Consider the following 13,024-nt stretch of genomic DNA (forward strand, 5'->3'; position numbering starts at 1 on the left):
ATGATGGAATGGCTAGGTGGCTGGCTGAAGCAGATTATCTTCATTATCCTGCTCGCGACGTTCATTGATCTGATCCTGCCGAATCGTTCCATGCAACGATATGTCAAGTTGGTCATCAGCTTGCTGATACTAGTAACGATCATGACGCCGATCTTATCGATATTCCGCAGCAGCTTCGCTGATCAACTCGCAGAGAATTACACCGAGATGAGTGAGCGGACGAGTCAGGGGAGGAAGTTCGTCGGCGTGGATCAAATTATGCGCGAAGGGGATCGACTCAAACGTAAGCAAGAGGAGAAAGTGATTCAATCTGTAGAGACCCAGTTGGCAGCGCAGATCAAGACACAACTGGAAGAAGAGACGGGATCGAATGTCACGCAGGTTCATGTGAAAATCGGCAACTTAACGCAGGACACGAAGCCGTCAGCCACGATGACCGAGCAGATTAATGTAGAAATGGAGAAACCGAATATTCAATCCGTCGAAGTCTATTTTGATCCAAGTCGTGAGCAAGAATTGAAGCAACAAGAAACAGGTGATCCAATCGCTGCGATGAAGCCGATTGAAGGGGTGAAGGTGGACATTCAATTAGATCCAATCGGATCAAATGAAGATGCTGCGACGCCAGTACAAGCAGATCCCGTGGAAGAGCAGACGACACCTGAAGAACGAGTTCTTAGCGATCGTGCGGTGGCCATCCTTAAGACGAATTGGGGCGTCTCCGTGAATCGAATCAATATTTTTATGGGGCGAGATACGAAGCTCCATTGAGAGATCTTACGACTAACCAAACTGGAGGTGAAAATGTATGGCGAAATGGCTGCAATCAATCGAGAAATGGGTCGGCGGTGGACCTGGAGGAACGAAACGGGTTCAGACCTTCCGCTGGCTGCTGATTCTAGGACTCATCGGCGTTGGTCTGCTCCTCTTCGCAGCCTTCAATCATATGAATGTGAAGCAAGTGGATTCCGTGAATGAAGGAAGGGAACCGCCGCGAGATCAGCCGACATCTGCCGTGTCCACGCCGGAAGATACATCGCAGTACACATCCATTGAACAGGCGATGGAAAGTCGGATGAAGAGCATTCTTGAGAATATCGTCGGTGTTGGCGATGTTGAAGCGGTCGTTACGATTGATTCGACAGAAGAAATTGTGTATCAGAAGCAAATGAAAGACAGTCAGCAGGTCACCGAAGAGTCTGACCCGAATGGCGCTAAACGGCATGTCACGCAATATTCACGCGATGGTGAGATCGTAACGCTCGAAGTATCAGGCAATCAGACACCTGCCATCGTGAAACGAGTCAAACCGAAAATACGAGGGGTTGTCATTGTAGCAAAGGGTGCGGAGAACCGCATTGTAAAAAATCTGATTATTGATGCAATCGAGAAAGGCTTCAGTGTTCCCTATTCCAAAATTTCAGTTGCCCCGCGCAAACAAGCGCAATAACGATAATAATTATTTAGGAGGAATATGAAAATGAATACAAAAAGACAAACGATTTGGCTCGTAAGTATGCTCAGCATTATGGTGGTATTATCTGCGTACTATCTGTTCACAGAACCAGCAAGCACGAACTCAAATACGAATAAGGTTGCGCAGAATAGTCAAGTCGAACAGACGAAGAAAAATGCAACAGAAGCAAGTACGAAAGGTACGCCAGACAGTTTAACCGAAGTGAAGGTGGATGAAGTGACAGATCCGAACCTGAATGCAACGAAAGATGCGAATAAAGCGAAAGATGGCGGGGCGGACAAAGGCAAAAAAACAGAATCTGATGCAAAGAAGGGGACTGATAAGGCTACGGATTCCAAAGCAGGAACATCGGCAGACTCCAAAGTATTGGCATCCGATAAAACAGATGAGGCGATTCTAGATGAGCTGAGTAAAGAGGGAACCAATACGGTGGATACGCTCGCGGCGGTACAACAAGAGCGGAATCAAAATTACAGCGCACAAATGGATAAGCTTCAAGCTATCGTGAATGATATGAACAAATCCCCTGATGAATACACCAAAGCAGAGCAAGAAATGACGGTAATCGAAAGTCAAGAACAAAAGATTACAACCATTGAAGAAGAGCTTCGCAAAGAATTTGGGAAAGCCGCGATCAAACAGGAGAAAGATAAATTCAAAGTTGTTGTTGCAAGCGATCAACTGGAAATTGCCGAAGCCGTACACATCGTAGACATGCTGGTCAAAGAATTAAATGTAACGCAAGACAAGGTCAGCGTACAACGCGTAGCTCCATAAATTAGCAGGAAAATGCGGAGAGTCCAGAAAAACTGGGCTCTTTCCATTTTAAAGGTTTATGATATAATACTAACGGTATAAGTGTCAGGGCTGTACCGTTTATTTCCAATGGGTTAACAAAGCTGAAGGAGTGAATATATACATGTTTAAATTGAGCGAGATCAAAGAATTGATCAAGTTAGTTGATCAGACATCCGTTCAGGAGCTAGAAATTGAAAACGAAGGTACACGACTTTTCATTCGCAAACCAGGTAAAACCGAAGTTGTCAATGTTCATGCTGCACCGATTCAGCCAACGTATCAACAACAGGTTGTTCCTGCTGCGACTACTGCACCAGTGGTTCAAGTTCAAGCAGATGCTGCACCTGTAGCTCAAGAGACGAATAGCAATCTACATAAAATTGTGTCACCGATGGTAGGGACGTTCTATAGTGCTTCTAGTCCGGAAGCGGGCGCTTTTGTAAGCGTTGGCGATAAGGTGAAGGAGAAGTCGGTTGTATGTATCATTGAAGCGATGAAATTAATGAATGAATTGGAAGCAGAAGTAAAAGGCGAGATCGTTGAAGTGCTCGTGGAGAACGGTCAATTGGTTGAGTTCGGACAACCTCTTTTCTTAGTGAAAGCCGAATAAAAGGGAGGGCCCTCGAACATGAAGTTTCAGAAAATATTAATTGCTAACCGCGGTGAAATCGCGGTTCGTATTATTCGTGCAGCGCGTGAAATGGGAATTTCAACCGTTGCTGTATATTCCGAAGCGGATCGTGATTCGCTGCATGTAAGATTAGCTGATGAAGCTTATTGCATTGGACCTACGTTGTCCAAAGATAGTTATTTGAATTTGGCGAACATTATGAGCGTTGCTACGTTAACAGAATGCGATGCCATCCATCCGGGATACGGGTTCTTGGCAGAGAATGCAGACTTCGCAGAAATCTGTGATTCTTGTAATGTGACGTTCATCGGTCCATCGCCGGATGCGATTAGTCGCATGGGTGACAAGGCTGTTGCGAAGCAGACCATGAAGGATGCGAACGTACCTGTTATTCCAGGTTCGGACGGATTAATTGAGGATATGGATGAAGCGATGATGATCGCTCGCGATATCGGCTATCCTGTTATTATCAAAGCAACGGCAGGCGGTGGTGGTAAAGGAATCCGTCTTGCAGAGAACGAGGAAGCTTTAATTCAGCAAATTACGATGGCACAACAGGAAGCGCAGAAAGCTTTCGGGAATGCCGGCGTTTATCTAGAGAAGTTCTTAACGGGCATGAAGCACGTTGAGATTCAAATTATGGCTGATAAGCATGGCAATGCGGTGCATCTCGGCGAGCGGGATTGCTCTGTGCAGCGTCGTAGACAGAAGCTCATTGAAGAGGCGCCGTGTTCAGTGCTGTCGCCTGAGGTTCGGTCTAAGATGGGGGAAGCAGCGGTTCGTGCAGCACTTGCCGTGAACTATTCTGGCGCAGGTACGCTTGAATTCTTGCTTGCTCCAGACGGTGAATTCTATTTCATGGAAATGAATACTCGGATTCAAGTAGAGCACCCGGTAACAGAGATGATTACGGGCGTGGATCTAATCAAGGAGATGATCTCGGTTGCGGAAGGCAATCCGTTATCATTTAGCCAAGAGGATATAGAGATCCAAGGATGGTCGATTGAATGCCGTATTAATGCAGAAGATCCAGATCGTAATTTCATGCCATCACCAGGGAATATTTCATTTTATCTTGCACCGGGCGGCTTAGGCGTTCGCGTAGATAGCGCAGCTTATCCGGGTTATACGATTTCACCGCATTACGATTCCATGATTGCGAAGCTTATCGTATGGGGAGCGACACGTGAAGAAGCTATTGCCAAAATGAAGCGTGCACTCGGCGAATTTGCTATCGAAGGAATTCATACGACGATTCCATTCCATCAACGTCTACTCGAGCATCCGAAGTTTATTGATGGCGATTTCGATATTAAATTCCTTGAAGATTACGAGGTTTAATCGCGAGTTATACAGGCTTTGAGCGCAGGAAGTGGGATAGGCCTAGGTTTGTCATAATTCCTGCTAAATGATATAGTATGTATAATAAGATGCGAAAAGATCGGAACTGCATCGCGAACTTATTGGAGGTGCTTACATTCATGAATATGATCCCTATGGATTATGAAAAGACAGATTTAGGCTCAATACAGATTGCTCCTGAAGTTATTGAAGTGATCGCTGGCTTAGCAACGGTTGAGGTTAACGGCGTAGCTGGAATGAGCGGAGACTTTGCAGGTGGAATTGTTGAATTATTAGGGCGTAAGAACTTATCCAAAGGTGTTAAAGTAGAGGTAGGTCAACGTGAAGCTGCGGTTGACGTGTCCATCATCGTGGAATACGGTCATCGCATTCCGGAAGTATCTGCTGAAATTCAACGCAGCGTAAAGCATTCCATTGAGATGATGGCAGGTCTTAATGTTGTAGAAGTGAACGTACATATCCATGGCGTGCATTTTAAGACAACTGAGAAACCTGAAGAAGAAGAATTACAACAAAGGGTAAGGTAATTCAGCCATCCATGGCTTTATGCTGGACTGAGTCACCTTTTACAAATGGAGAACCCCGGGCCGATGATGCGTCAGGGGTTTGCTCTAATTTTAAGGAGGCATGCATTTGCATGATTAAAATTTTGGACAGGCTCCTGTTATTCTTCTATAGTATCGTCATTGGAGCTGTTGCTGTCTGCGCTGTGCTCTACGCTACAAATGTATTGGATCGATCACTGTTAATGGATACGGAGTTATGGCTTGATAATATTGTCATCGCTGTCGCGGCTGTCATTATTCTAATTAGTTTACGGTTCTTCTATATATCTGTTCGAAGAGATCGTACAAATCACCAATCGATTGATCTGCGTAATGAACATGGAGATATTCATATTTCGATGGAGACGATTGAGAACTTGGCGCTCAAAGCAGCAGCTAAAGTCCGCGGTGTGAAAGATTTGAAAGTGAAAATCCGTGTCTCTGAAGCGGGTCTTGAACTCATCATCCGCACGTTCGTTGATGGCGATACATCTATTCCAGAAATGACTGAAGAAGTTCAACGTCAGGTTCGCGAGCAAGTAACGGAGGTCACAGGAATTCCGGTGGCGACGGTTTCGGTGTTCATTGCGAATATTGTTCAGACACAATCTTTTAAGTCAAGAGTAGAATAGAGGTGATTTTCCAATGTTGAAGCAGATTTGGGAAAGTCACGGGGGACGCATACTCGGAGTAACAGCAGGGATCTTTCTGGGCTTAATTTATTTTATCGTCGGTTTTTGGGACATGCTGTTCTTCGCATTGATTATTTTTATTGGGTATACCCTGGGCAAACAACGAGATTTGAAGCTGGGCAGCTTATTTCCATGGGCTCGGATATGGGAATGGCTGACGGGCAGATGGAGCATGTTTAAATGAACCCTGTGAGCGACTCCTAATTTTGTGACTCCGCCTTCCATGGAATCGGATTAGGAGCTGTTCATAGGTTTTTTTATATCACAACCGACCCATACTAGGATAGAGCGTATGGATGGATTCGTGATGACGATTATAACTTTTGGAGGAACAATATGAAGCGGCGCTTAGCTAGAGAAATTACAGTACAGAGCTTATACCAGATGGAAATGAACGGTGTGGCAGCCGAAGAAGCAGTAGCCATGGTGCTTACCGAAGTGAAAGAGGAGAACGAGACTGAGATTGAGATTCGCAATTTCAGCGAAATGAACACCTATGTTTTAAGTCTAGTTCATGGCACCTGGACGAACAAAGAACGGATCGATCAGCTGTTGTCCGAATACTTGAAGAACTGGCAGATGGACCGTCTATCACGTGTTGATCGTCAAATTTTGCGCCTCGCATGCTTTGAGATGGTATTCAGCGAAGACGTACCGCCGAAGGTTGTCGTGAATGAAGCGATTGATTTGGCCAAGCATTTTGGTACTGATGAATCCGGTAAGTTCGTGAACGGTGTTCTAGGGAAGATGATTCGTGAGCTAGAGCAGATTAAAGCCAATTAATTGGCTTTTTCATTGTGTAAACAAAGTGTGAGTAGTACAAGTGTTTCAAAGCTTTGTTGACAGATCAAAAAACCAATTGATTCGCGATTGACATGAAGGGGAGAGAAAACCATGACAGCTGTAAAAATTGATGGTAAAGCCGTATCCGAGTCCATTCGAGGACAAATTCAAGAAGAAGTTGTTGGTCTGAAGAAGCAAGGTATCGAGCCAGGGCTTGCGGTCATACTCGTTGGAGAAGACCCAGGATCGAAAGTATATGTAGGTAGTAAAGAAAAAGCATGCATCGAGTTAGGATACTATTCCGAAGTTCATCGTCTACCTGATACGACAACGGAAGAGGCATTACTCGCCTTGATCGATCAGTTGAATAACCAAGCGGACATTCATGGCATTCTCGTACAATTGCCATTGCCGAAGCACATTCATGAGAAATCGGTTATTGATGCAATTGCCGTTGAGAAAGATGTAGATGGGTTCCACCCGATTAATGTGGGGAACTTGATGATTGGTGATGACAGTCTACTGCCATGTACACCTGCAGGTGTGATTGAGTTAATTAAACGTACAGGTACAGATATGGCGGGCAAACATGCTGTTGTGATTGGTCGCAGCAATATTGTCGGCAAGCCCGTATCGATGCTGCTCCAACGTGAGAATGCAACAGTGACCATGTGTCACTCCAGAACATCGAACATGCGCGAGATTACGAAGCAAGCAGATATCCTTGTTGTTGCTATCGGCCGTGCGAATTTCGTTGACCATACGTACGTGAAGCCGGGCGCGATTGTCATTGATGTAGGTATGAACCGTCTGGATAACGGCAAATTAGCGGGTGACGTTGATTATGAAGATGTGCTCGAAGTAGCTGGAGCGGTAACACCGGTACCAGGTGGTGTTGGTCCGATGACCATCACGATGCTGATGCAAAATACGCTGATCGCGGCTCGTAGAGCACACGGCCTGAAATAAGGGTGAAGTCGATGGCGGAAGAGCGCATATTATCCATTAAAGATCTGAATCGATATATTCGGATGAAGCTCGAATCAGATGATTTGATGCAGGACGTCTGGATTCGAGGGGAAATATCGAATTTTACCCACCATTCCAGCGGACATATGTACTTCACATTGAAGGATGCAGACAGTCGGATCAAATCGATCATGTTCGCATCACACAACCAGAGGCTGGCTTTCCGTCCGAAGGAAGGGACGAAGGTTATTGCCCGGGGCAATGTATCGGTGTATGAACGAGACGGTCAGTATCAATTTTATGCGACACATATGCAGCCGGACGGGATCGGAAGTTTATATCTTGCTTACGAACAATTGAAGAAGAAGTTAGATGAAGAAGGACTGTTTGCGGCACATCGGAAACGACCGCTGCCGAAGTTCCCGAGAGCGATCGGAGTCATTACCTCGCCGACAGGTGCTGCCGTTCGAGATATTATTATTACACTCCAACGACGTTATCCTACAGTACCGATTCTCCTTTATCCCGTTCTCGTTCAAGGGACACAAGCGGCACCTTCCATTGTGAAGGCGATTGAGGGGATGAATCGGCATCAAGAGGCCGATGTATTGATCGTAGGCCGTGGTGGAGGTTCTTTAGAGGAGTTATGGGCATTTAATGAAGAGATTGTGGCGCGAGCGATTTATGCATCCGGCATTCCGGTGATTTCTGCAGTCGGGCATGAGACTGATTTTACGATTGCTGATTTTGTGGCCGATCTGCGAGCGGCAACGCCTACAGCGGCTGCGGAGCTTGCAGTGCCGCATCATTTGGAGCTGAAGCAGCATTTTCGCCGGCTTGAGCAACGCATGGCGCATGCGTTAGCCATGCGGATGCAGCAGGAGCGTGACCGTCTTGAACGATTGAGACGTTCTCCTTACTTTGTGCATCCCCGTAAATACTTGCTACAGCATGCGGAGCGGCTTGATCGGCTGACGGAACAGCTTCATTACCGTACGCAAGGGTTGATGCGCAAGTCCGATGAACGTTGGTCGAAGTTGCAGCATCGTCTTGTAAGACGTAATCCGCAGGAACAAGTTATTTTTGCCCGGAAAAGGGTTCAGTCAGAAACGCACCAGCTGTTGCAATCGATGCAAGCGATGCTGAAGGAGCAGAAATTGAAGCTCATGACTGGGATGAAGCAGCTTGATGCGCTCAGTCCGCTCAAGGTCATGCAGCGTGGATATAGTCTTGTCTATGACGAACAGGAGAAGCGCTTGATTAAGTCACTTGCTGATGTGCAGCCAGGTGACATGGTCCATGTGAAAGTAAATGACGGACAATTGGAATGTCAGGTGTGGTCAATGAAAGGAGAGGACATGCATGGCTAAGAAGGTCGAGAAAGAAGCTCCAGTAAGCTTCGAGGAAGCAATTCAGAAGCTTGAGTTGATCGTCGAAGAACTCGAGAGCGGGGACGTGCCACTCGAGAAAGCGATCGAGTTATTCCAAGAGGGCATGATGATGTCGCAGCTCTGCGGCCAGAAGCTCGAACAAGTTGAACGTAAAATCGAAGCACTGGTTGAAGAGAATGGGGAGTTCCGCAAGAAACCTTTCACGGGAATAACCGACGATGTGGGGGATACTGTTGGCTAAGTTAAATGAGACAGAAGAATTTACAGAATATATGACAAGATCCAGAGCAGCAGTGGAAGAAGCTCTATCCGGCAGCATTCCCCTTGATTGGGAGATGCCTGCCTCTTTGCGTGAGTCGATGCGTTACTCCCTGCTTGCTGGTGGAAAACGAATTCGTCCTATCCTTGTTCTAGCAGCAGCCGAAGCTGTGGGTGGAGCAGAGCTTGTTCCATCGGCTATGCCAGTTGCCTGTGCGATTGAGATGATTCATACATACTCGTTAATTCATGATGATCTGCCGGCGATGGATAACGATGATTACAGACGTGGGAAACTCACGAATCACAAAGTGCATGGGGAAGCAATGGCCATACTCGGCGGGGATGCGCTATTGACACATGCATTTCATCAAGTGGTTCAAGCATCAAGGAAGCATCAGGTTCCAACGGATCAAGTGCTTGCAATCATTGAGGAACTGTCGGTTCTTGCTGGCGCGAGGGGAATGGTCGGTGGACAAGCAGCGGATATGATCGGCGAGCAGGGGATTACATCGCTTGAACAGCTGCAATACATCCATCTCCATAAGACAGGAGATTTGATCGTATTCTCACTACGTGCTGGTGGCCGAGTTGCAGGCGCGTCGGAAGAACAACTCACTGCACTAGAGACTTTCGGACGACAAATCGGGCTGGCTTTCCAGATTCAAGATGATGTATTGGACCTCATTGGAGATGAACAGAAGCTTGGCAAAAAGACGCAAAGTGATGTGGCGCAGAGTAAGGTGACATATCCATACTTTATCGGTGTTGAGGCATCTCAGGTGGAAATTGAACGCCTTACACGGGAAGCGAAGGAAGCAATTGAAGGCGTGAACCTAGCGAGTCCACAGCGTCTAATCGAGCTAGCTGATTATTTAATGAAACGCGACCATTAATTGCTGCGTATAAAATACAGTATTATGATATAATAAGTCGTACGTAGAGTGGTGCAGTATTCTAGTCAGTCTACCGTTTCTGAAGGCGGGGCTAAAAATTCGCTAAAGGGCACATCGATGAAGTTCCTGGTGTTGGCTTCTGACGCCCAGTCGGGGGTTGATGCTGGGAGTTAAGGTCGTGGGGCGATCCACAATGGCATGTGGGCGTTGACCCCGCTTCCGCGGAGGCCCAAGTATGTGGCAAGACATCCTCGTATGAATTGCTACGGCTTGGGGTATGAACCTGCATTGCGAGTCGGGATTGACTCATCTATGGATTAGTAGAAGCAATATCTAAGGATGACTTGTTTGCAGCGTAGCCTGCCTTGAGCGGATTCACAGGGATTGCAGATGTGTACGAGGCTAGCGCTTCGGCCAAAGTGTTAACCTTCGGATGCTGCATGAAAGTTCGTCTGCAAAAGAGGATATGAAACGGTTCAGGATTGCTGAGGAAAACTCCTAGACTGTTTGCGTACGTGAGACTTCTTGAGGATTATAGTGTGGACTAAGTGGTAATCTAGTCTGATGCTCGGCAACGACGTCAAGATGGGCATAAAGGGAAACCGCCTAATCGGCAACGTGAAGGAGACCTGTCTGGGAAAACCTACTGGACCTAAGCCACAGCGTTTACTCTCGAAGTTACCACTCATCTCTTTCTTATAGAGGGAGAGATTGAAATGAAATTTTCATTGAAGCACTCCATGAAATGGAGTATTTTTATTTCTATTGTTACGTTCCTATTGGCCTGTATCTTCTCGGTCATCTCTACAACGGTTTTATCGGGTGTCGGATTTGGCGTAGGCGTCATCATCGTCTTGCTGCTGATCTTGATTGGCATTGTGTTCGATATGATGGGCCTAGCAGCGGCGGCTGCGAGCGAGAAACCTTTTCACGCGATGGCTGCAGAGCGAGTTAGGGGCTCAAGACAAGGGATTTATATTATCCGAAATGCGGATCGATTTTCGAATATTTGTAATGACGTCATCGGCGATATGACGGGGGTCATCAGTGGTGCTGCAAGCGCGCTCGTCGTCGGTAATTTGCTTCTCTCCATGAATCAAGGCAATGAAATGTTTCGAATGGTCACGAGCGTTGTGTTTGCGGGATTAGTATCTGCGCTCACGGTTGGAGGTAAGGCGGTTGGCAAAAGTTTTGCGATTCACTACTCCACGGCTATCGTGCTCTCGATCGGGAAGTTCTTCGATCTACTGGAACGAAGACTCCACATTCGAATTTTCACGAAGAAAAAAAGCAAACCGAACAATGGAAAGCGAGGAAAATAACGTGTTACTCGAACAGATTAATCAACCAAACGATTTAAAGAAGTGTTCGGTTGAGGAGCTCGCTCAATTGTCGGGAGAGATTCGTCAATTTTTGATCGAGAAACTATCGGTCACAGGGGGACATCTTGCGCCGAATTTGGGTGTAGTCGAGCTCACGGTTATTTTGCACTACTTGTTTGATAGTCCGAAAGATAAAATTATTTTTGATGTTGGGCATCAAGCTTATGTGCACAAAATACTAACAGGTCGTAGAGAACAATTCGATACGCTTCGCAAGTATAAAGGATTATGTGGCTTCGTCAAGCGTTCAGAGAGTGAACATGACGTATGGGAAGCAGGGCATAGCAGTACTTCTTTGTCAGCAGCAATGGGTATGGCGACTGCGCGTGATCTTAAAGGGGAAAATAACCGTGTCATTGCTGTGATTGGTGATGGTGCGTTAACCGGCGGGATGGCGTTTGAAGCGCTCAATCACATTGGGCATGAGAAGAAGAATTTGATTGTTGTGTTGAATGACAATGAAATGTCGATCGCCCCGAATGTTGGCGCGATGCATCATTACTTAGGTAAAATTCGTTCGGACAAAACATATAAGCGCGCCAAAGAAGAACTTGAAAGTTTCTTGAAAAAAATTCCTGCAATTGGCGGGGCGCTAGCGAAGACGGCAGAACGTCTGAAAGACAGCCTGAAATATCTCGTTGTATCCGGTGTGCTGTTCGAGGAACTCGGGTTTACATATCTGGGTCCTGTGGATGGGCATGATCTCGAATCGTTGCAAGATACGTTCAAGCAGGCAAGTCAGGTAAATGGACCTGTTCTTGTCCATGTCCTTACGACCAAAGGAAAAGGCTATTCTCCTGCAGAAGCAGATTCGCATAAATGGCATGGCATTACGCCATACAAAATCGAGTCCGGTCAAGTCGTGAAGGCTGTAGGCAATCCGATGTATACGGAAGTATTCAGTGAGGCGATCATTGAACTTGCGGAACAAGATTCACGGATCGTTGCTGTGACCCCTGCGATGCCAAGCGGATCAGGACTTCTGAAATTTGCAGCACGCTTCCCTGATCGAATGATTGATGTCGGCATTGCCGAGCAGCATGCTGCGACTATGTGTGCCGCGATCGCAATGGAAGGACTGAAACCGATTTATGCGGTTTACTCGACGTTCATGCAACGTGCATATGACCAAATCGTGCATGATATTTGCCGTCAGGATGCGAATGTCATCTTCGCGATTGACCGTGCAGGGTTCGTTGGTGCAGATGGCGAGACGCACCAAGGGGTCTACGATATCTCATTCATGCGCCATATCCCGAATATGGTCATGATGATGCCGAAAGACGAGAACGAGCTTCGGCATATGCTGAAGACGGCAGTCGATTATAATGACGGGCCAATCGCTGTTCGTTATCCACGTGTGAATGGTGTTGGCGTAGCCTATGATCCTGTGATGACTTCGATTCCGATCGGTGAGTGGGAAGTTGTGCGTGATGGCGAATCCTTTGCGATTGCTGCAATTGGTCCTATGGTTCAAGTTGCACTTGAAGCCGCAGAGCAATTGAAACGCGAAGGGCTGAATGTTCGCGTAATCAATGCAAGATTCATTAAACCATTAGATGGCGCGATGCTGCAGCAGCTCGCCAAGGATCGGTTAGATCTGATCGTAATGGAAGAAAGCGCCCAAATGGGTGGACTCGGCAGCGCGATTCTGGAATACTACGCAGAACATGACATCTACGATATGCGTGTCAAACTCATGGGGATTCCAGATTACTTCGTAGAGCACGGTAGTGTGAAGGAGCAGCGTCAAGAGGTTGGTCTTACGGTTGAACACGTGATGGCTGAGATAAAGAATATGAAACCGCGCATTCGGTCGCGTGCGAAGTAGAAGAGGGTA

At 46.7% G+C, this 13,024-nt stretch carries 15 protein-coding genes; all 15 read left to right on the top strand.

What is annotated here, in order from left to right; genetic code table 11:
• The 15 genes from spoIIIAF to dxs all read left to right on the top strand — a co-directional run bounded on the left by spoIIIAF (window position 1) and on the right by dxs (window position 13,015).
• Window positions 1-771 (top strand): stage III sporulation protein AF, encoded by a 771-nt coding sequence (spoIIIAF, locus tag C558_RS32370; protein WP_018755124.1) that lies wholly within the window; start codon window positions 1-3, stop codon window positions 769-771.
• A 37-nt stretch (window positions 772-808) separates the two neighbouring features.
• The gene (gene spoIIIAG / locus C558_RS0104920) at window positions 809-1,450 is read left to right on the top strand and encodes a stage III sporulation protein AG (RefSeq protein WP_018755125.1); all 642 of its coding nucleotides are present in this window, start codon (window positions 809-811) and stop codon (window positions 1,448-1,450) included.
• A gap of 30 nt (window positions 1,451-1,480) precedes the next feature.
• Complete coding sequence (locus C558_RS0104925) at window positions 1,481-2,254, top strand: SpoIIIAH-like family protein (protein WP_018755126.1); 774 nt, start codon at window positions 1,481-1,483, stop codon at window positions 2,252-2,254.
• 142 nt (window positions 2,255-2,396) lie between these two features.
• Complete coding sequence (gene accB / locus C558_RS0104930; protein WP_018755127.1) at window positions 2,397-2,885, top strand: acetyl-CoA carboxylase biotin carboxyl carrier protein; 489 nt, start codon at window positions 2,397-2,399, stop codon at window positions 2,883-2,885.
• An 18-nt stretch (window positions 2,886-2,903) separates the two neighbouring features.
• Window positions 2,904-4,247, top strand: a complete 1,344-nt coding sequence (gene accC / locus C558_RS0104935; protein ID WP_018755128.1) for an acetyl-CoA carboxylase biotin carboxylase subunit — start codon at window positions 2,904-2,906, stop codon at window positions 4,245-4,247.
• Window positions 4,248-4,387: 140 nt separating this feature from the next.
• On the top strand, window positions 4,388-4,795 hold the full coding sequence (locus tag C558_RS0104940) for an Asp23/Gls24 family envelope stress response protein (protein ID WP_018755129.1): 408 nt from the start codon (window positions 4,388-4,390) through the stop codon (window positions 4,793-4,795).
• 110 nt (window positions 4,796-4,905) lie between these two features.
• Entirely contained in the window at window positions 4,906-5,445 is a 540-nt protein-coding gene (gene amaP / locus C558_RS0104945) for an alkaline shock response membrane anchor protein AmaP (protein WP_018755130.1), read from the top strand.
• A 13-nt stretch (window positions 5,446-5,458) separates the two neighbouring features.
• Window positions 5,459-5,689, top strand: coding sequence for a DUF2273 domain-containing protein (locus tag C558_RS0104950; protein ID WP_018755131.1), 231 nt, complete (start codon window positions 5,459-5,461; stop codon window positions 5,687-5,689).
• 152 nt (window positions 5,690-5,841) lie between these two features.
• Window positions 5,842-6,288, top strand: coding sequence for a transcription antitermination factor NusB (gene nusB / locus C558_RS0104955; protein ID WP_018755132.1), 447 nt, complete (start codon window positions 5,842-5,844; stop codon window positions 6,286-6,288).
• 111 nt (window positions 6,289-6,399) lie between these two features.
• The gene (gene folD, locus C558_RS0104960; RefSeq protein WP_018755133.1) at window positions 6,400-7,257 is read left to right on the top strand and encodes a bifunctional methylenetetrahydrofolate dehydrogenase/methenyltetrahydrofolate cyclohydrolase FolD; all 858 of its coding nucleotides are present in this window, start codon (window positions 6,400-6,402) and stop codon (window positions 7,255-7,257) included.
• Window positions 7,258-7,268: 11 nt separating this feature from the next.
• A complete protein-coding gene (gene xseA / locus C558_RS0104965; protein ID WP_018755134.1) occupies window positions 7,269-8,627 on the top strand; it encodes an exodeoxyribonuclease VII large subunit in 1,359 nt (452 codons plus the stop codon).
• The gene (xseB, locus tag C558_RS0104970) at window positions 8,620-8,889 is read left to right on the top strand and encodes an exodeoxyribonuclease VII small subunit (protein ID WP_018755135.1); all 270 of its coding nucleotides are present in this window, start codon (window positions 8,620-8,622) and stop codon (window positions 8,887-8,889) included. Before xseA ends, xseB begins: the two co-directional genes overlap by 8 nt.
• On the top strand, window positions 8,867-9,802 hold the full coding sequence (locus tag C558_RS0104975) for a polyprenyl synthetase family protein (RefSeq protein ID WP_083927092.1): 936 nt from the start codon (window positions 8,867-8,869) through the stop codon (window positions 9,800-9,802). The genes xseB and C558_RS0104975 overlap by 23 nt, the downstream gene beginning before the upstream one ends.
• A gap of 716 nt (window positions 9,803-10,518) precedes the next feature.
• Window positions 10,519-11,124, top strand: a complete 606-nt coding sequence (locus tag C558_RS0104980; protein ID WP_018755137.1) for a hypothetical protein — start codon at window positions 10,519-10,521, stop codon at window positions 11,122-11,124.
• A 1-nt stretch (window position 11,125) separates the two neighbouring features.
• On the top strand, window positions 11,126-13,015 hold the full coding sequence (dxs, locus tag C558_RS0104985; RefSeq protein WP_040674477.1) for a 1-deoxy-D-xylulose-5-phosphate synthase: 1,890 nt from the start codon (window positions 11,126-11,128) through the stop codon (window positions 13,013-13,015).
• The last annotated feature ends 9 nt before the right edge of the window (window positions 13,016-13,024 follow it).

It is taken from the genome of Paenibacillus terrigena DSM 21567, assembly GCF_000374845.1.
GTDB lineage: Bacteria > Bacillota > Bacilli > Paenibacillales > Paenibacillaceae > Paenibacillus_K > Paenibacillus_K terrigena.